General features: G+C 69.8%; 17 protein-coding genes. 9 read left to right on the plus strand and 8 right to left on the minus strand.

The window, feature by feature from the left end; translation table 11 throughout:
• Nucleotides 1-72: 72 nt before the first annotated feature.
• The 5 genes from ilvD to G472_RS0100180 all read right to left on the minus strand — a co-directional run bounded on the left by ilvD (nucleotide 73) and on the right by G472_RS0100180 (nucleotide 5,583).
• Nucleotides 73-1,938: a dihydroxy-acid dehydratase gene (gene ilvD / locus G472_RS0100160; protein WP_029006724.1), complete on the minus strand. Its 1,866-nt coding sequence runs from the start codon at nucleotides 1,936-1,938 to the stop codon at nucleotides 73-75.
• A 156-nt stretch (nucleotides 1,939-2,094) separates the two neighbouring features.
• Nucleotides 2,095-2,445 carry a DUF2934 domain-containing protein gene (locus tag G472_RS30465; protein WP_035690584.1) on the minus strand — a complete coding sequence of 117 codons (351 nt, stop codon included), beginning with the start codon at nucleotides 2,443-2,445 and terminating at the stop codon, nucleotides 2,095-2,097.
• 124 nt (nucleotides 2,446-2,569) lie between these two features.
• The gene (locus tag G472_RS0100170; RefSeq protein ID WP_029006725.1) at nucleotides 2,570-3,685 is read right to left on the minus strand and encodes a glycosyltransferase family protein; all 1,116 of its coding nucleotides are present in this window, start codon (nucleotides 3,683-3,685) and stop codon (nucleotides 2,570-2,572) included.
• 66 nt (nucleotides 3,686-3,751) lie between these two features.
• Nucleotides 3,752-4,570, minus strand: a complete 819-nt coding sequence (locus G472_RS36610) for an FRG domain-containing protein (RefSeq protein WP_029006726.1) — start codon at nucleotides 4,568-4,570, stop codon at nucleotides 3,752-3,754.
• A gap of 68 nt (nucleotides 4,571-4,638) precedes the next feature.
• Nucleotides 4,639-5,583, minus strand: a complete 945-nt coding sequence (locus G472_RS0100180; RefSeq protein ID WP_051340077.1) for a glycosyltransferase family 9 protein — start codon at nucleotides 5,581-5,583, stop codon at nucleotides 4,639-4,641.
• A gap of 161 nt (nucleotides 5,584-5,744) precedes the next feature.
• Between G472_RS0100180 and G472_RS0100185 the strand changes: the two genes are divergently transcribed.
• The 9 genes from G472_RS0100185 (at nucleotide 5,745) to G472_RS0100225 (ending at nucleotide 14,030) form a co-directional block, all read left to right on the plus strand.
• On the plus strand, nucleotides 5,745-6,851 hold the full coding sequence (locus tag G472_RS0100185) for a BMP family ABC transporter substrate-binding protein (protein ID WP_029006728.1): 1,107 nt from the start codon (nucleotides 5,745-5,747) through the stop codon (nucleotides 6,849-6,851).
• A 103-nt stretch (nucleotides 6,852-6,954) separates the two neighbouring features.
• Nucleotides 6,955-7,461 (plus strand): hypothetical protein, encoded by a 507-nt coding sequence (locus G472_RS0100190; RefSeq protein WP_029006729.1) that lies wholly within the window; start codon nucleotides 6,955-6,957, stop codon nucleotides 7,459-7,461.
• A 118-nt stretch (nucleotides 7,462-7,579) separates the two neighbouring features.
• A complete protein-coding gene (locus tag G472_RS0100195) occupies nucleotides 7,580-7,951 on the plus strand; it encodes a response regulator (protein ID WP_029006730.1) in 372 nt (123 codons plus the stop codon).
• Between the two features lie 103 nt (nucleotides 7,952-8,054).
• A complete protein-coding gene (locus tag G472_RS0100200; protein ID WP_029006731.1) occupies nucleotides 8,055-9,308 on the plus strand; it encodes a molybdopterin molybdotransferase MoeA in 1,254 nt (417 codons plus the stop codon).
• The gene (gene moaD / locus G472_RS0100205; RefSeq protein ID WP_029006732.1) at nucleotides 9,308-9,559 is read left to right on the plus strand and encodes a molybdopterin converting factor subunit 1; all 252 of its coding nucleotides are present in this window, start codon (nucleotides 9,308-9,310) and stop codon (nucleotides 9,557-9,559) included. The genes G472_RS0100200 and moaD overlap by 1 nt, the downstream gene beginning before the upstream one ends.
• Nucleotides 9,560-9,561: 2 nt before the next feature.
• Nucleotides 9,562-10,014, plus strand: coding sequence for a molybdopterin synthase catalytic subunit MoaE (gene moaE, locus G472_RS0100210; RefSeq protein ID WP_029006733.1), 453 nt, complete (start codon nucleotides 9,562-9,564; stop codon nucleotides 10,012-10,014).
• A 92-nt stretch (nucleotides 10,015-10,106) separates the two neighbouring features.
• A complete protein-coding gene (locus G472_RS0100215; RefSeq protein ID WP_029006734.1) occupies nucleotides 10,107-12,650 on the plus strand; it encodes a cation:proton antiporter in 2,544 nt (847 codons plus the stop codon).
• Nucleotides 12,643-13,533, plus strand: a complete 891-nt coding sequence (locus G472_RS0100220; protein WP_084536343.1) for a DMT family transporter — start codon at nucleotides 12,643-12,645, stop codon at nucleotides 13,531-13,533. The genes G472_RS0100215 and G472_RS0100220 overlap by 8 nt, the downstream gene beginning before the upstream one ends.
• A 113-nt stretch (nucleotides 13,534-13,646) precedes the next feature.
• The gene (locus tag G472_RS0100225; RefSeq protein ID WP_029006736.1) at nucleotides 13,647-14,030 is read left to right on the plus strand and encodes a hypothetical protein; all 384 of its coding nucleotides are present in this window, start codon (nucleotides 13,647-13,649) and stop codon (nucleotides 14,028-14,030) included.
• 58 nt (nucleotides 14,031-14,088) lie between these two features.
• Here G472_RS0100225 and G472_RS0100230 read toward each other — a convergent pair whose 3' ends face one another.
• From G472_RS0100230 to G472_RS0100240, 3 genes are all read right to left on the minus strand, one after another.
• Nucleotides 14,089-15,273: a hypothetical protein gene (locus G472_RS0100230; RefSeq protein WP_245593343.1), complete on the minus strand. Its 1,185-nt coding sequence runs from the start codon at nucleotides 15,271-15,273 to the stop codon at nucleotides 14,089-14,091.
• 225 nt (nucleotides 15,274-15,498) lie between these two features.
• Nucleotides 15,499-16,632: a CobW family GTP-binding protein gene (locus G472_RS0100235; RefSeq protein WP_029006738.1), complete on the minus strand. Its 1,134-nt coding sequence runs from the start codon at nucleotides 16,630-16,632 to the stop codon at nucleotides 15,499-15,501.
• Nucleotides 16,629-17,135: a Fur family transcriptional regulator gene (locus G472_RS0100240; RefSeq protein WP_029006739.1), complete on the minus strand. Its 507-nt coding sequence runs from the start codon at nucleotides 17,133-17,135 to the stop codon at nucleotides 16,629-16,631. Before G472_RS0100240 ends, G472_RS0100235 begins: the two co-directional genes overlap by 4 nt.
• Nucleotides 17,136-17,213 lie beyond the last annotated feature (78 nt).

Raw genomic sequence — 17,213 nt, forward strand, 5'->3', positions numbered from 1 at the left:
CGCCGGAGCGGGTTACGCTCCGGCGCGCCGGGAAGGAAGCACCGGCCGGCGGCGAGGGCCGCCGCTGCCGGTTCAGCGCGGAACGGCGATGCCTTCCACCTGGCTGACGTCGCGCACGGCGCCGCGATCGGCGCTGGTCGTCAGGGCGGCGTAGGCGCGCAGGGCCGGAGACACGGCGCGGGTGCGGGCCTCCGGCTTCCATGCCGCCGCACCCCTGGCGTTCATGGCGTCGCGGCGGCGTTGCAGCTCCTCATCGGTGACCGCCAGGCGAATGGACCGGTTCGGGATATCGATCTCGATGCGGTCTCCTTCCTCCACCAGGCCGATGGCTCCGCCGGCCGCCGCCTCCGGCGAGGCGTGGCCGATGGACAGACCCGAGGTGCCGCCCGAGAACCGCCCGTCGGTGACCAGCGCGCAGGCTTTGCCCAGCCCCTTGGACTTCAGATAGCTGGTCGGATAGAGCATCTCCTGCATGCCGGGGCCGCCGCGCGGACCCTCATAGCGGATGACCACCACGTCGCCGGCCCGGATGCGGTCGCCCAGGATCGCCTCCACCGCCGCGTCCTGGCTTTCGAACACCCGCGCCGGCCCGGCGAAGGTCAGGATCGACGAATCGACGCCGGCCGTCTTCACGATGCAGCCGCGCTCGGCGATGTTGCCGAACAGGACGGCGAGCCCGCCGTCCTTGCTGAAGGCGTGCTCCACCGACCGGATGACGCCCGTCTCGCGGTCCAGGTCCAGCTCCGGCCAGCGCCGTTCCTGACTGAAGGGCACGATGGTGGGGATGCCGCCGGGGGCGGCGCGGAACAGGCGGTGGGTGCCCTCGTCGGACGTGCGCTTGACGTCCCAGCGGTCCAGCGCCTCGCCCAGGGTCGGGGTGTGGACGGTGGCGACGTCGCGGTTGAGCAGGCCGCCACGGTCCAACTCGCCCAGGATGCCGAAGATGCCGCCGGCCCGGTGCACATCCTCGATGTGGACGTCGCCGACGGCGGGGGCCACCTTGCAGACGTTGGGAACCCGGCGCGACAGCCGGTCGATGTCCTGCATGGTGAAGGGCACCTCGCCTTCCTGCGCGGCGGCCAGCAGGTGCAGAACGGTGTTGGTCGAGCCGCCCATGGCGATGTCCAGCGTCATGGCGTTCTCGAACGCCTCGAAGGTGGCGATGCCGCGGGGCAGGGCGCGGGGATCCTCTTCCCGGTACCAGCGGTGGCACAGGTCCACGGCCATCCGGCCGGCGGCCAGGAACAGCTCCTTGCGGTCGGCGTGGGTGGCCAGGATGGTGCCGTTGCCGGGCAGCGCCAGCCCCAGCGCCTCCGTCAGGCAGTTCATGGAGTTGGCGGTGAACATGCCGGAGCAGGAGCCGCAGGTGGGGCAGGCGCTGCGCTCCATCTCGGCCGCCTCCTCGTCGCTCACCGTGGGGTCGGCGGCGGCGACCATGGCGTCGATCAGGTCGACGGCGCGGGTCTTGCCGCGCCAGTTCACCTTGCCGGCCTCCATCGGTCCGCCGGACACGAACACGGCGGGGATGTTGAGGCGCATGGCGGCCATCAGCATACCCGGCGTGATCTTGTCGCAGTTGGAGATGCACACCAGCGCGTCGGCACAGTGGGCGTTCGCCATGTACTCCACGGCGTCCGCGATCAGCTCGCGCGACGGCAGGCTGTAGAGCATGCCGTCATGGCCCATGGCGATGCCGTCGTCGACGGCGATGGTGTTGAACTCCTTGGCGACGCCGCCGGCCTTTTCGATCTCGCGGGCGACGAGCTGGCCCAGGTCCTTCAGGTGGACGTGGCCGGGAACGAACTGGGTGAAGGAGTTGGCGATGGCGATGATCGGCTTGCCGAAATCGCCGTCCTTCATGCCGGTGGCGCGCCAGAGGCCACGGGCACCGGCCATGTTGCGGCCGTGCGTGGAAGTGCGGGAACGGTAGTGCGGCATGGGTCCACCTCGGGATCGGTCGGCGCTTGCGGCGGGGCGGCGGCTGGTTGCGGCGGTTGGTTAAGGGCCGCAAGCCTAGCAATCCCCGCAGATCGGTGCCAGCCCGATGTTCGCAAGCCTGCCGGCCGTCCCCCCGGAAGCCGGGACGCCGGCGGCTCAGGCGGAGGCGTCCTTGCCGCGGGATTTGGCCGATCGCGTGCGAGGGGTGGTGCCGGGTTCGGCGGGTGGGGCAGCCGTCTTGCCCCGGCGTTTGGCGGGGGCGGCTGCGGGCGGGCTTTCCTTTGATGGGCTGTTCTTGGCCGTGCGCGCACCGCGCCCGGTCGTCTTGCCGGCGTTTGGCGTGCCGGTTGCCGCCGGAGCGGCGGGGTCGGCGGAGGTGGCGTCCTCGGCGTCGATCTCGGCTTCGGCCCGCTGCCAATGGTCGTCGTGGCGTCCGTGGGGTTGCCCCTCGCGGTCCCAGATCTCGTGAGCCCGGCGGCGGATGCGGTCCAGTCGGCTGTCGTTCATTCCCTGTCTCCCTTCCCCGGGGCGCCCGGGCGGCGTGCCGGACCGGCACTGCCGGTGACAACGCACGAGCGGACGCGGAGTTTCCCGGATCGGTGCGCATTCCCCCCGGAAATTCGCGCAGAGTTCAGATGTCGGTGGCGACAGGCATCAGCGGCAGGTCGATCACCCGCCCGTCGGTCGTCCGGATCGGCCGCGGCCTGAACTTGTCCGGGCCGGTCACATGGATCAGGCCGAGCGGGCGGAACGGCCGGGCCGGTTCGAGAAACCGCCGGGTCGGCGGGTCGAACAGGGGGCGTGCCCGGTGGGTGACCCAGTTGTAATGGGCGCCGAACCGGACCGTCGGCAGCCCGTTCCGGTAGACGGCATGGTTGAGCGCGGTCTGTTCCACAAGGGAAACGCCGGTGCGCCGCAGGGCGCGGTCCAGCGACGCCTGCCAGGCCGCCCAATGGGGAGCGCGGGCGCGCAGGGCGAAGACGCCGGTGTTGAGGATCGGCTTTTCCCTGAGATCCCGTGCCTCGTCAGGGCCGAAGGCGACCGTGAACAGCCGCGTCAACCAGGCTCCTTCGTCGATCGGTTCGGCCTCGCCCAGAGGGAAGAACTTCAGATTGTAGGCGCGGTGCCGCTCCGGGACGATGGCCATGGCGCCGCTGAGGGCGCCCAGGACGATGTCGTCGAGGCTGGCCGGCGTCTGCACCCAGATGTCGGCGTCGATCCACAGGATCAGGCCGGCATCGGGGGCGTAGGCCGGCAGATGGGGGCGCGCCGTCATCGCCTTGAAATGGGCCGGATTCGTCGTCCGGTACCCGGGGGGCAGATGCCATTCGGGTTCGACGACCGCCATCCCGTCGGCGCGCAGCCGGCCGGCCTGCTCCGGCTCCAGCCCGACATCGAGAATGGTGAAGCGGACGCACGGCCCGTTGCGCAGGAAGCGGACCGATGCCAGCATCGTTTCCAGCAGGGGCACATAGGCGGCGTTGGCGGCGGCGACCACCCGCAGCGGGCGGGACAGCGTGTGAGTGACGAACAGATAGCCGGGATCCGCCGCCCGCAGCCGGTCGACGGCGGCGACCAGCTTTGCGAACAGGGGGCGGGTGGGAACGAGCCACAGCGCCTGTTCATAGGCGGCGGCGGCTGTCCGGTCGTCGCCGGCCGCATCGCCGGCGGTCTCCAGGCGTGCGGCTTCGGCAAGGCTTCGGGCGACCCGGTCGGCGACCGGTGCGGCGGCGGATGGATCGGTCATGGGCGTCGTTGGCGCTGTGGCGTGTGCGAGTGCTAAACCGGTTCGCGCGACGACGCCAGGGTCATGTCACCACAACCACTCCGCGGCCCAGCGCTGGTGGGCGCACAGGCCGGGAAGATCCGGGAACAATTTGCCGGATTCCACACCCAACCGGTTCAACTGCCGCAGAATCTCCAGGCGGGCCGGGCCGGCCACGCGGATGCGCGTCAGGTCAAGGCCGGTGTCGCGGGCCAGTTCGGGGAACGGGCGGTCGGATAGGCGTTCTTCGAAGCTGAACAAACCCTCCTGAGAGGCGATCCGCGACGACAGGGTGGGCGGCGTAAACAGATGGATGGCGCCGTCCGTCCGGTGGTCGGCATCCGGGCGGCCGGAGCCGATGCGCCCGTCACCAACCGGCATCATCGTTCGGGCGCGATCGAGCGCCAGCATGTGGCGGTGACTGTCGGGCGTGTCGCTGATCCCCCAGATGAAGACGAAGACATCCCTCCATTCTTCCGGTGGTGTCGGACGGTGCCGGTTGCTGGCAGCGAAGTAGAGGGCGATCAGCGGGTTGCGCGTCCAGTCCAGGAGCCGCGTCGGCAGTTCGTGGTGCTGGGCGACGGCCAGCCAGTTGAGATGGCAGTCGGGCACCGAGGGCAGGAACGGCAATGCCTGGCGTTTGAATGACTCGATCAGGCGTTCCTCGAAGTCCCACAGCACCGGCGCGGGACGCTCGTGCCGGCCGGTCATGTTCCGCAGACGGTGATTGCACTGCCACGAGCGCACGACCGACGGCTTCATGTCCTCGTCCGGGTTCTTGGAGCCGCGGAACGCCACCGTACGCTCCGCAAGGCCGGAGATGACGGCGATGTAGGCCATAAGCGAGTCGACGCGGATTTCGGTCATGCGCGGCTCCGGCACCGGGAAGACGACCCCTCAGGCAACAGGTGGCGCCGCTGCGCGTTGCCGTTCCGTCAGAGGGTGCGCGCGCGCTCCACGGCCGCGAGGACGCCGGCCGTGTCCATGTCCGCGAAATCCGGAACGTGATGAACGACGGTGCGGCGTCCCAGCGCGTGGATGGGATCCGAGGCGTCGGAGAACAGAACCACCGTCGGGGCGCCGGTCGCCGCGATCAGGTGGGTGGGGCCGGTGTCGTTGCCCACCGCCGCCACGGCGCGGTGCGCCAGCCCGGCGATCTCGGCGATCCCGGTCCGCTGCGTCAGGTCCAGGGTCGCGGGACAGGCCGCGGTGATGGCGGCCGCCAGGTCGGTCTCGATGGCGGTGCCCAGCACCACCGGCCGGATGCCCCGTTCCGCCAGCCGCTGCGCCAGCTCGGCGTAGCGGTCCACCGGCCACCGCTTGTCCGGACGGCCAGGCGACGAGCCGGGCACCAGCAGGGCATAGGGCCCGTCCAGCCCGAATCCGCCGGTGTCGGCGTCGAGCCAGGAAAGATCGGGCCAGGGATCGAGCGTGATCCCGAAGGGGCGGAGCTGGCGGGCGTAGCGCTCGATCACCGGCACCTTGCGGCGGCCGGGATAGCGGTCGGGGTGGGAGCAGCCGCGCGCGGTTCCCGACCACTCCGGCCAGGGTCCGGGGACGTGCAGCAGGAAGTACCGGTCGGTGCGGGACTGGCACTGAAGGTCGTAGACGCGGGCGAAACGGCCGGCCCGCAGACGCCGGCGCATGGCCAGATAGGCGGCCGGTGTGCGGCCGCGCGGGTCGCTCCACACCGCGTCGAAGAGGCCGCTGCGCTCGGCCAGAGGCGCCAGTGACGGGATGGTCAGCAGGGTCAGGCGGTCGCCGGCGTGGTGGCGGCGGATTGCCCGGAAGGCCGTCTGCGCCAGGAAGAAATCCCCCAGCGCCCCCAGCTTGATGACCAGGATGTCGGCGGGCGCGCATGGGGCGGACGGACGGGGCATCGGCGCGACGGTTCCGGTGGGGTTCGGGCGGCTGCATACCAGCGCCCCGAGGCGAAGGCAACGGCGCTGCCGTGCCGGCGACGGGTTGCTTAGCGTGTGAACGGCTTTTCGCTGGCAACCCATCCATCCGAAGGTATAGTTCTTGCCCGATGGGGGGAACGATGGAACATCATCGAACGGATGGTTGGCGGGTCGCCCGCCGCCGCTTCCTCGCGGGCGTGGCCGGGGGCGCGCTGGCGCTGGCGGCGCCGCTCGGGCGTGCCGCGGAGCCCCTGTCCGTCGGTTTCCTCTACAGCGGCCCGCGGGTCGATTTCGGCTACAACCAGGCCCACGCCGACGGCGCGGCGGCGACCGCGGCGCTGCCCGGCGTGGTGGTGCACGAGGCGGAGGCGGCGGGGGACCTGCCGGTGGCGGTGGAGGAACTGATCGCCGGCCACGGCTGCCGGGTGATCTTCGTCACCGCTCCCGGCGACCAGGCGGAGGCCCTTCTGGCGCAGGCCGACGCCCACCGCGACGTCACCATTCTGTTGTGCGGGTCGCGCAACGCCATGCTGCGCCTGCCGGTGAACGTCGGCGTTTACGACGCCTACATCGACGAGGGCCAGCACATTGCCGGGATGGTCGCCGGCTACGCCACGCGTCGGCGGCGCATCGGCTTCGTTGCGTCGCAGCCGGGGCCGCGCGTTCTGCGCTCGGTCAACGCCTTCGCCCTCGGAGCCCGGCGGGTGGAGCCATCGGTGACGGTGCAACTCGCCTTCGTCGGTCCGGAGGGGTCGCCGGCGGCGGCCGGCCGCAGCCTGATCGCCGGCGGGGCCGACGTGCTGGCCGGTCACCTGCCGTCCCTGCGCCCGCTGGTGGAAGAGGCTGAAGCGGCGGGCGTCCTGTGCTGCGGTCTGCACACCGACCTGTCGGCGGTCGCCCCGACCGCTCTGCTCACCGGCGCCGAATGGGCCTGGGAACGGCTCTACACCGATCTGGTGACGCGGATCAGGACCGGTCGGCCATGGCCGCGCCTGTTGCGCGGCGGCTTCGGCGAGCAGTTCGTGCGCAGCACGCGCTACGGCCCGGCCGTCGGCGTGGAGGCACGCGCCCACGCGGACGCGGCCCGCATGCAACTGGCCAATGGCAACACCGCGGTCTTTCGCGGCCCGGTCAAGGACAACACCGGGCGCCTGGTGCTGGCCAAGGGTGCTTCGCTGCCCAGCAAGGATTCGGCCCTCGACAGCATCGTCTGGCTGGTCGACGGGGTGGTGGAAGCCGGCTATTGACGCGAGCGGGGTGCGGTCGCCCTGCGTCCCCGGTTCCCGATGACCGGGGCGGGCGCCCTGTGCTATAGGGCCGGAGGTTCATCATCATCGCGTCGTCCGGCCCATGAAGCGCCAATACACCCGTGCCGAGGTGAAGCAACTGCTCAGCGCCCTGGAGCGGCAGTGCCGCGAGGCCGCCAAGCTCGCACAGATCGCCGAGCACGAGGCGAGCAAGCACAGCTTCGCCGCCTACCGCGAGTTCCGCGACAAGGTTGGCGAGTTCCAGGCTCTGGTCATTCTCATCGAGCAGCGGCTGCGCAACCTGGTGGACGCCCGCTCCGACGATCTGCGCGAGCAGTTCGAGCGGCTGGATACGGTGATGCTGGCGCTCCTGGTGCGTGCCAGCATGCGCTTCTTTTTCGTGCTGTCGGCCAACCCGGTTCTGCCGATGGGCGCGCGCGAGATCTTCATGTCGGAGCTGCGCAGCCTGCACGACGCCCACAAGAAGCTGACGGAGCCCAATTATGCCGGCAAGCTGGGGCCGGAACTGGAACGGGATCTCGATACCGCCTCGCAGATCCTGGAGGAGATCATCGACAAGGCGCCGAGCCTGCTGAATTTCCACGGGTGACCGGGGCCGCGGCCGCGCCCGGCGGAACGGAAGCCGCCCGGCACGGTTCGGCATCGTGTGCCGGGCCGGTGCCGATGACGACCGCGGGGGCACCGAAAGGAAGGAGGGGTGCGTATCCATGGCCACCGTTCTGGTCATTGACGACGATGACCTGGTGCGCACCGTGCTTCTGCGCGCCCTCAGCCACGCCGGCTACACGGCGCTTGCGGCGCGCGACGGGGCGGAGGGCGTGGCGTTGTTGCAGGACACTCCGACCGACGTGGTCATCACCGACATCTTCATGCCCCATCGGGAGGGACTGGCGACCATCATGGAACTGCGACGCCTGCACCCGTCGGTCCGGATCATCGCCATGTCCGGCGGCGGTGCGCCCGAAGCGCCGGACCTTCTGCCCGTCGCCGCCGCTCTGGGCGCCCGGCGGACGCTGCGCAAGCCGTTCACCCGCGCCGAGGTGACGGAGGCGGTGCGCGCGGTCCTGGCGGAGGCGTGATGCGGCCGGCCGGAGCCGGCGGCTGCGGAGGTCCGGGGGTTGCGCCGGTGGCGGGGCGGGGGCACACTCACGCCTTCCATTCCTGCCAACGATATGGCTGCCTATGGCTCAGTTGAGCGACGACTGCTTCGCCTTCGGTGGCGACCTGATGCCCGTGGACGCCGCACTGGCGCTGCTGCGCGAGCGTGTCTCCCCGGTGACGGAGTCCGCGACGGTTGCGCTCGCCGACGCGCCGGGCCGCATCCTGGCCGAGGACGTGACGGCGCCCTTCGACGTGCCGCCCCACGCCAATTCGGCGGTGGACGGCTATGCCGTGTTCTTCGACGACCTGGCCGGTGACGGGCCGACGCAGTTGCCGGTGACGGCCCGCGTCGCTGCCGGCCACCCGCTGGACCGGCCGGGCCGGCGCGGTGAGGCGGTGCGCATCTTCACCGGTGCGCCCATGCCCGACGGCTTTGACACCGTGCTGATGCAGGAGGACTGCCGCGCCGTCGGCGACGGGGTGCTGATCCCGCCGGGGATCAAGCGCGGCGCCAACCGGCGGGAGGCGGGGGAGGACGTGCGCTGCGGCGCCGTGATCCTGGCGGCCGGCCGGCGCCTGCGGCCGGAGGACGTGGGGCTTGCCGCCTCCGTGGGGCGGCGGACGCTGGAGGTTCGGGCGCCGCTGCGCGTCGCCGTGTTCTCCACCGGCGACGAGGTGCGCGAGCCGGGGGAGCCCCTGGCCGCCGGCTGCATATACGACGCCAACCGCTACGCGCTGATGGCGGCGCTGCGCGGGCTCGGCTGCGTTGTCACCGATCTCGGCATCCTCGGAGACCGGCCGGAGGTCATCCGCGGCGCCCTCGACGGGGCGGCGGCGGCGCACGACGTGCTGGTCACCTCGGGTGGCATGTCGACCGGCGAGGAGGACCACGTCAAGGCGGCGGTGGAGGCGCTGGGGGCGCTGCATTTCTGGCGCCTCGCCATCAAGCCGGGCCGGCCGGTCGCCCTGGGGCAGGCGGCGGGTGCCGCCTTCATCGGGCTGCCGGGCAACCCCGTGGCGGTGATGGTGACGTTCCTGCGGGTGGCGCGGCCCATCCTGCTGCGCCTGATGGGTGCGTCGGAGGCGCCGCCGATTCTCTTTCCGGTGCGCGCGGGCTTCGCGTACAAGAAGAAGTCCGGCCGCCGGGAGTACGTGCGCACCCGCCTGGAACGGGGTGCGGACGGGGTCCTGACGGCGATCAAGCACCCGCGCGACGGGGCCGGCATCCTGTCGTCGCTGGTGGAATCGGACGGACTGGTGGAACTGCCCGAGGACGTGACCCGGCTGGAGCCGGGGGAGACGGTGGCGTTCCTGCCCTTCAGCGAGGTTCGGTGATGAAGGTTCTCTATTTCGCGTGGCTGCGCAGCAAGATCGGCGTCGCCTCCGAAGACGTGACGCCGCCGCCCGAGGTGACGGACGTCGGCGGCCTGGTGGAATGGCTGAAGGGCCGCAGCCCCGGCCATGCCGAGGCGCTGGCCAACGCGGCCGTGGTGAAAGCCGCCATCAACCGGGAGCACGTGCCCTTCGACCATCCCGTCGGTCCCGGCGACGAGGTGGCCCTGTTTCCCCCGGTCACCGGCGGCTGACCATGACCATCCGGGTGCAGTGCGAAGACTTCGACGTCGGCGCCGAACTGGAGGCGCTGACCCGCGGGCGGACGTCGATCGGTGGCGTCACCAGCTTCGTCGGCTATGTGCGCGACATGGCCGGCGGCGCCCCCGTGTCGGCCATGACGCTGGAGCACTATCCGGGCATGACCGAGCGCCAGCTCGAAGCCATAGCCGGGGAGGCGCGCCGGCGCTGGCCGCTGGACGCCGTTCTGGTGATCCACCGCTACGGCCGGCTGGAGCCGGGCGACCGCATCGTCCTGGTGGCCACCGCGAGCGCCCACCGCGAGGCGGCGTTCGAGTCCTGCCATTTCCTGATCGACTGGCTGAAGACCAGAGCCCCCTTCTGGAAGCTGGAGGCGACGCCGGAGGGTGAGCGCTGGGTCGAAGCCAAGGCCAGCGACGACGCCGCGGCGCAGCGGTGGCGGGAGTAGGCGGCCGGCCGCACCTCTCCCATCCGGTCCGCTTGCCCCGGCGGGGGCCGCCCGATACGGTTGCCGCTCTTCGGAGCGGAGGCTGAGGGGGCATGCATCCGATCGTCTTCTATGTTCTCGGCGTCGCCGGACTGCTGGCGCTGGTGAGCTTCCTTCCGCCCCTGGCGGTGCGGCTGCGGCTGCCGTACACGGTGCTGCTGGCCGGGGTCGGGCTGGCGCTGGGGGCGCTGGTGCAGGTCGGCACCGCGGCCGACGGTGCGGGACCGGTCGGTGACTTCCTCGATTCGCTGGCCGAATTCGACCTCTCCTACGAGACGCTGCTGCACCTGTTCCTGCCGGTGCTGCTGTTCGAGACCGCGCTGGCCATCAACGTGCGCCGGCTGATGGACGACATCGGGCCGATCCTGGTGCTGGCCGTGGTGGCGGTGTTCGCCTGCACCTTCGCCATCGGTCTGGCGCTGAACGCCGTCACCTCCATGGGCTTGGTGGCGTGTCTGCTGCTGGGCTCCATCCTTGCGACGACGGATCCGGCCGCGGTGATCGGCATCTTCCGCGACCTGGGGGCGCCCCGGCGGCTGAACATGCTGGTGGAGGGCGAAAGCCTGCTGAACGACGCTGCCGCCATCGCGTTGTTCACCCTGCTGCTCGGCCTGCTCACACGGCAGGGGGAGGGTGGTGTGGCGGAGGCCGGGCTGGCCTTCGTGCGGGCGTTCGCCGGCGGCATGCTGGTGGGCTGGGCCTGCGGCCGCGTCGCCTGCCTGCTGGTCACCCCGATGCGCGAACAGCCCATGGCCGAGATCACCCTGACGGTGGCACTGGCCTACCTCAGCTATGTGCTGGCGGAGCATTATGTCGGGGTGTCGGGTGTGGTCGCGGTGGTGGCCGCCGCGCTGGTGGTCGGGTCGGTTGGCCGCACCCGCATCTCGCCGGAGACCTGGGGGGCGTTGGCCAACGTGTGGCGCCAACTGGGGTTCTGGGCGAACGCCCTGATCTTCCTGCTGACCGCCCTGTTCGTGCCGCAGATCTTTGCCGGCTTCGGCTGGTACGAGGCGGGGCTGGTGGCGGTGGTGGTGGCGGCCGCCCTGGTGTCGCGGGCGGCGGTGCTGTTCGGCCTGCTGCCGGTGCTGTCGCTGGCCGGCCTGGGCCAGCAGGTCAGCCACGCCTATAAGCTGGTGATGCTGTGGGGCGGATTGCGCGGTGCCGTGTCGCTGACGCTGGTGCTGGCGGTGACCCAGAACGCCAACGTACCGGCAGAGGTGCAGGGGTTCGTCGCGCCGCTCGCGGCCGGATTCGTCTTCTTCTCGCTGTTCGTCAACGGCACCACGCTGCGCTGGCTGATCCGTCTGCTGGGCCTGGACCGGCTGACGCCGATGGAGCGGGCGATGCGCAACCGCGCCCTCGCGCTGGCCATGGCCGACATCCGCGAACGCATCGGTGCGGTGGCCCGCCAATACGAGACCGACCCGGTCGCCGCCGACACCCTGCTGGAGCATTACACCGCGCGCCGGCACGAGATCGACCGAGACCGCCGGGGCGAGGCCGAGCTGACGACCGAGGACCGGGTGACCATCGGGCTCGTGATCCTCGCAGCGCGCGAGGAGGAGCTGTACTTCCATCATTTCACGGAAGGCATCACCTCGCGCACCGTGGTCGAGCTGCTGTCGAGCCGCGCGGCGCAGATCCAGGATGCCGTGCGCCTGCGCCGGCGGGAGGGATACCGGGCCCTGGACGAGAGCATCATCGCGTTTTCCCCCTGGATGCGGCTGGCCAGTTGGCTGCACCGCCACTTCGGCATCCAGGCGCCCCTGGCCCGCCGGCTGTCACTGCGCTTCGAGCTGCTGATGGCGGTGCGCCTGGTGCTGCGCGAACTGCGGACCTTCAACGGCGAGCGGCTGGCCCAGGTGCTGGGCCACGACATCGCGGTGGAGCTGGAGGCCCTGCTGGCCCTGCGGCTGGACGAGGTGGAGCAGGCCCTGGCGGCGTTGCGGCTGCAGTATCCGGACTATGCCGTGGTGCTGCAGAACCAGTATCTCGGCCGGGCCGCCCTGCGCATGGAGGAGGCCGACTACGCCCAGCTTTACGCGGAGCAGATCATCAGCCAGGAGGTTCTGAACGATCTGCGCCGGGAACTGGCGGCGCGGCGGCGCATCCTGGAGCAGCCGGCCCGTCTCGACCTGCGTCTGGACAAGGCGGAGATGGTGTCGCGGGTCCCCATCTTCGCCGGACTGGCGGCGGAGCGGGTGGCGGCCATCGCCCGGCTGCTGCGGCCCCGGCTGGTGCTGCCCGGCGAAATGGTCGTTCGCCGCGGCGACCGCGGCGACGCCATGTTCTTCATCGCCTCGGGGGCGGTGGAAGTGCTGGTCCCGGGGCTGGCGGAGCCGGTCCATCTGGGCACCGGCGAGGTGTTCGGCGAAATGGCGTTGCTTGCCCGGCAGCCGCGCAACGCCGATGTGCGGGCGCTGGGCTACTGCCAGCTCCTCGTGCTTGATGAGAAGGACTTCCGACGCACCGTGCGCAGCGACCCCCATCTGCGGGCCCACATCGAGGCGGTGGCCGCCGCCCGCCGCAACCCGCCCCCGCGTGCCGAGCCGGCATCGGCGCAACCGGCCCCTTCGGAGCAGGCAGCCCATGGTTGATGCCACCCGAAGCCCCGCCGGCGCCGCCTGGGTCGCCGCCATGCCGGGGGTGTTCGTGGTGCTGTGGAGCACCGGCTTCATCGGCGCCAAGTACGGGTTGCCCTACGCCGAGCCGCTGACCTTCCTGCTGACCCGCATGACGCTGGTGGCGGCGGTGCTGGCCGTCGTGGCGGTCGTCATGGGGGCGCCGTGGCCGCGCCGCCCCCGCGAGGCCGGACACATCGCGCTCGCCGGCCTGCTGGTCCACGGCGTCTACCTGGGCGGCGTGTTCTGCGCCATCGCCCGCGGTGTGCCCGCCGGGGTGACGGCGGTCATCGTCGGGCTGCAACCGCTGTTGACAGCGGCCCTCGCCGGCTGGCTGCTGGGCGAGCGGGTGAGCCCGCGCCAGTGGGGCGGCCTGCTGCTGGGCCTGGGCGGCGTGGTGCTGGTGGTGGGCGACAAGCTGTCCCTTGATCACGGTCATCTCACGGGCATCGGCCTGGCGCTGGCGGCCCTGGTCGGCATCACCCTGGGCACCGTCTACCAGAAGCGCCACTGCACGGGCATGGACCTGCGCACCGGGGCGGCCATCCAGTACGGCGCCACCGCCATGGCCTTCGCCGTTCTGGCGCCGTTGACCGAGACCATGCGGATCTCCTGGTCGGGCGAATTCGTCTTCGCCCTGCTGTGGCTCAGCTTCGTGCTGTCGGTGGGGGCGATCTTTCTGCTGTTCGCGTTGATCCGCCGCGGTGCCGCGTCGCGGGTCGCCAGCCTGTTCTATCTGGTGCCGCCGGTCACGGCGCTGATCGCCTGGGCCCTGTTCGATGAACAGTTGGGGCCGCTCGCCCTGACCGGCATGGGGCTGGCGGTCGCCGGGGTGGCGCTGGTCAACCGGGGGCGCTGAGGCAGGGAGAGCACACCCGTTGGAGATCCCCATTATTGAGTGGCACCGCCCCCGCGATTGTGGTCCAATCCCGATGCGGCCGCGTTGAAGGTCGCAAACACGAGCAGGATTCCATGGATCAGAGCCTGTCCCTCGACGATTCCCAGACCATCCAGGCGATCGGCATCCTGGCCGATGTCCTCGACGGGGTTTCCGGTCCGGGCGGGCTCGACACCGTGCTGGTGTCCAAGGCGTTGCGTCAGGTGATCGCCACGCGTTCCAAGCCGGCGTTCGAGTTCGCCTCGCGCGCTTTCAACACCCTCGATCCCGGCGTGCGCCGTCAGGTTGCCCGGGAGGCGGATGCCGCCGCCCATGAATCGGTTGAACTCCGTGCCCGCGTCGGCGGCTTCCTCAACACGGCACCGCGCCCGGCGCCGGGACCGGCGGCCCACCAGGGCAGCAACTTCCTCAACGCCCTCAACCTGCGCAACCGCCGCACCAAGTCGCCGGAAGCCTGACGGCATCGGCCGGACGAGGGCGGCGGACCAACCCGAAGCGCCCGTCGCACGGCCGTGTTCAGAACGCCATACGCTGTTCGCGCCGGCGGTCGAGCGCGACGTCGAACTGCCGCAGCATGTCGAGCATCACTTCGAAGAACAGGCGCTTGTTCACCGCGTTCCGCATGAACCGGTTGTGTGTGTGCGACAGGCTGTTGAGCGCTGAGATGCAGTAGCCCATCAGCCAGTATTTCTTGCGGACATTCCGCAGGAATTCACGGAAGGGCTCCGGCGAGCCGTCCATGAAGGTGCGGAAACAGTTCTCGTAATCGGCCAGAATGGCACGGATGTCGTTGAGCGCCCCCTCGATCTGCTTACCGACCCGCTCGATGTACATGAGCAGATTGGCCTCGTACATCTTATGGCTGCGCAGGTCGATGGGTAGACAGTCCGGAGATTTCAGCCATTTGACGATGCTGCGCACGTTCGGGGCCAGGCGGCGCAACTGGTACTCATAGAAGGTGATGCCCTTCCATGCCCCGAAGACCAGATCGGCTTCGGCATGTTCGATGCCGAAAGCGGTGACGAAGGTGCGTGCTTCCGGCATGGCCGGATCCCAGATGGCTTGCAGGAAGCGTTCGATCCGCGGCCCGACTCCTTCGGGAATGCCCAACGCCTTGCGAATGATCGGCTCGATCCTGCCCCCGATCATATGCCGGATCTGCATCTCCTCATCCTCGTTGATGCGCAGATACCGGCTATCGATGGACAGGCGTTCGGCCTCGAAGCAGATCTTCAGCAGAAACGCATCGAGTGATGGAATGCTGTCGATCGCGTCCAGAACCTTCAGGTCGTGCAGGGCCCCTCCCTGCGGGTTCTGTTCGTCGATTCCGAACATCTCCTGCAGAAGAGGGCGGTAGTTTTTTCCACGAAGATATATGCCATAGCCGCCGGCGCGCGGTGTGGCGCTGGTGTGCGGAACGTACAAGGCGGTTTCGATGGGGCGGGCCGCCGCCTCGCGCAGATTCAGCGTATCGCCGTCGTCATCGTCCAGCGACTCGCTCTTGTCATCAAAATTCGGGTACTTGAATATAATGCAATTGTTGAGCGCACTGGTCTGAAACAGGAGATTTTCCGGTTCGATTCCATGGCTCATCTGCAATACATTAAAGGAGACGCTTGAGCCTCCGGTCATGATTTGTTCGAGAATGGGGGAGACATTCTCGTTTTTCTTCTTGTCCCGACCGCGAGGAAAACCGTTCATGGCTTTGTCCGACCCTTGTTGGAGTGCAGCATCATCGGCCGGCAAAGCAGACCATGCGGGACGCCCCTCAAAGATCCGCAAAGCGCTTGATACGCAAGTTATTTTCATGATGTTATCACGAAATAATCGTATCGGACTTCGGCGGGAGGGTCAACGGGCGCCTGCGACATTCCGTTCCCCGCCGCGACGGGCGGCGGGACTGCGGGCGTCCATTCGGGATGTGCCCTACGGGGTGTCGGTGACCACCGCTTTGAACAGATCCTCGATTACCGACCGGCCGACGTCGCGGGTGATGAAGACGAGGCGCGTCCGACGGTCGTCGGAGGGCCAGGCATCCAGACGGACCGGCGGGTGGAACATGTGCTGCACGCCGTGCACCACCACCGGCAGGCCGCCGCTCTCCTTCACGTTGAGGATGCCCTTGATGCGCAGAAGGTCGGCGCCGCGCAGGGCGATCAGTGATTCCATGAAGTCGACGAAGCGATCCCAGGGAATCGGGTCGTCCAGCGTCATGCAGAAGGCGCGGATGCGGTCGTCGTGGCGGTTGGGATCGTGTGCATGGCCGTGGTGATCGTGGCCATGATCATGGCCGTGGTGATCGTGCCCGCAATCGTGCCCGCAGTGGTCGCCGTGGTCATGATCGTGGACGTGGCCATGGCCGTGCGCACCCTTCCGGTAGGCTTCCTCGTTCAGCCAGCGGGCGACGTCCGGGCTCTTGGTTTCGGGATTGTAGAGACCGGCGTTGAACAGGGTCGCGGGATCGACGGCGCCGAAGGCGGCGGGGATCACCGGGGCGGCGGGGTTGACGGCGGCCAGGCGCCGCAACAGCTCCACCGTGGCGGCGGGGCTGGCGGCGTCGGTCTTGGTCAGCACGATCCGATCGGCGACCGCTGCCTGTTTGACGCTTTCCGGATTGTTGTCGAGCTGGCCGGAACCGTGCACCGCATCGACGGTGGAGATCACCCCGTCCAGGCGGAAGCGTGCGGCCAGCAGCGGTTCGCTCATCAGCGTGTGGATGATGGGCGCCGGGTCGGCCAGCCCGGTGGTTTCGATCACCACCCGGTCGAACTCCGGGATGTCGCCCCGCACCCGTTTGAGGAACAGGTCGCGCAGCGTCTCCACCAGATCGCCGCGCACCGAGCAGCAGATGCAGCCGCTGTCCATCAGCACCATGTTCTCGCTGGCCTTGGCGACCAGCAGATGGTCCAGGCCGATCTCGCCGAACTCGTTGATGACCACGGCGGTGCGTGCCATGCCGGGGTGGTGCAGAAGGTGCTGCAGCAGCGTCGTCTTGCCGCTGCCGAGGAAACCGGTCAGCACCGAGACGGGCAGGCGGGTGGTGGCGGAATCGTCGCTCACGGCGTGGTCTCCGGACGGGGGCGGCTCTGGCAGTCGGGGCAGAGGCCGCGCACCTCTACGGTGGGAAGACGCACCCGGAAGCCGCGGGCGGCGGCGCCGTCCCGGATGGCCTCGCGGATGCGGGGGTCGTCGATCTCCTCGGTGTTGCCGCAGGACTCGCACACCAGGAACTGACCGGTGTGGGCAAGGCCCGGTGCCGGGCAGCCGACGTAGGCGTTGAGGCTTTCGATGCGGTGGACGAGGCCCTGCTCGACCAGGAAATCCAGGGCGCGATAGACCGTCAGCGGGGCGGCCGGCTTGCCTTCCTGCTGGCTGAGGTCCTCCAGGATGGCATAGGCGCCGCGCGGACGATGGCTGCGCCACACCAGTTCCAGCACGCGCCGGCGCAGGGCGGTCAACCGGGCGCCGCGCGACGCGCACAGGGAATCGGCGCGCGCCAGAGCGTCGGCGACGCAGTGGGAGTGGTCATGCCCCGAAGCGGGTGCAAGAGAAGGGTCCGTCATCGGGTTATGATATAACGCCATTCCCGGTATCGGAAAGGGGAACGGTCCGCGACGGATCGCGGTCCGTTCCCCCGCCGG

Source organism: Azospirillum halopraeferens DSM 3675 (genome assembly GCF_000429625.1).
In the GTDB taxonomy this organism is placed as follows: Bacteria; Pseudomonadota; Alphaproteobacteria; order Azospirillales; family Azospirillaceae; genus Azospirillum; species Azospirillum halopraeferens.

Excerpts from the sequence above, each read along its gene's own strand:
- ilvD (WP_029006724.1), bottom strand. The coding sequence starts at position 1,938 with ATGCCGCACTACCGTTCCCGCACTTCCACGCACGGCCGCAACATGGCC.
- G472_RS30465 (WP_035690584.1), bottom strand. The coding sequence starts at position 2,445 with ATGAACGACAGCCGACTGGACCGCATCCGCCGCCGGGCTCACGAGATC.
- G472_RS0100170 (WP_029006725.1), bottom strand. The coding sequence starts at position 3,685 with ATGACCGATCCATCCGCCGCCGCACCGGTCGCCGACCGGGTCGCCCGA.
- G472_RS36610 (WP_029006726.1), bottom strand. The coding sequence starts at position 4,570 with ATGACCGAAATCCGCGTCGACTCGCTTATGGCCTACATCGCCGTCATC.
- G472_RS0100180 (WP_051340077.1), bottom strand. The coding sequence starts at position 5,583 with ATGCCCCGTCCGTCCGCCCCATGCGCGCCCGCCGACATCCTGGTCATC.
- G472_RS0100185 (WP_029006728.1), top strand. The coding sequence starts at position 5,745 with ATGGAACATCATCGAACGGATGGTTGGCGGGTCGCCCGCCGCCGCTTC.
- G472_RS0100190 (WP_029006729.1), top strand. The coding sequence starts at position 6,955 with ATGAAGCGCCAATACACCCGTGCCGAGGTGAAGCAACTGCTCAGCGCC.
- G472_RS0100195 (WP_029006730.1), top strand. The coding sequence starts at position 7,580 with ATGGCCACCGTTCTGGTCATTGACGACGATGACCTGGTGCGCACCGTG.
- G472_RS0100200 (WP_029006731.1), top strand. The coding sequence starts at position 8,055 with ATGGCTCAGTTGAGCGACGACTGCTTCGCCTTCGGTGGCGACCTGATG.
- moaD (WP_029006732.1), top strand. The coding sequence starts at position 9,308 with ATGAAGGTTCTCTATTTCGCGTGGCTGCGCAGCAAGATCGGCGTCGCC.
- moaE (WP_029006733.1), top strand. The coding sequence starts at position 9,562 with ATGACCATCCGGGTGCAGTGCGAAGACTTCGACGTCGGCGCCGAACTG.
- G472_RS0100215 (WP_029006734.1), top strand. The coding sequence starts at position 10,107 with ATGCATCCGATCGTCTTCTATGTTCTCGGCGTCGCCGGACTGCTGGCG.
- G472_RS0100220 (WP_084536343.1), top strand. The coding sequence starts at position 12,643 with ATGGTTGATGCCACCCGAAGCCCCGCCGGCGCCGCCTGGGTCGCCGCC.
- G472_RS0100225 (WP_029006736.1), top strand. The coding sequence starts at position 13,647 with ATGGATCAGAGCCTGTCCCTCGACGATTCCCAGACCATCCAGGCGATC.
- G472_RS0100230 (WP_245593343.1), bottom strand. The coding sequence starts at position 15,273 with ATGAACGGTTTTCCTCGCGGTCGGGACAAGAAGAAAAACGAGAATGTC.
- G472_RS0100240 (WP_029006739.1), bottom strand. The coding sequence starts at position 17,135 with ATGACGGACCCTTCTCTTGCACCCGCTTCGGGGCATGACCACTCCCAC.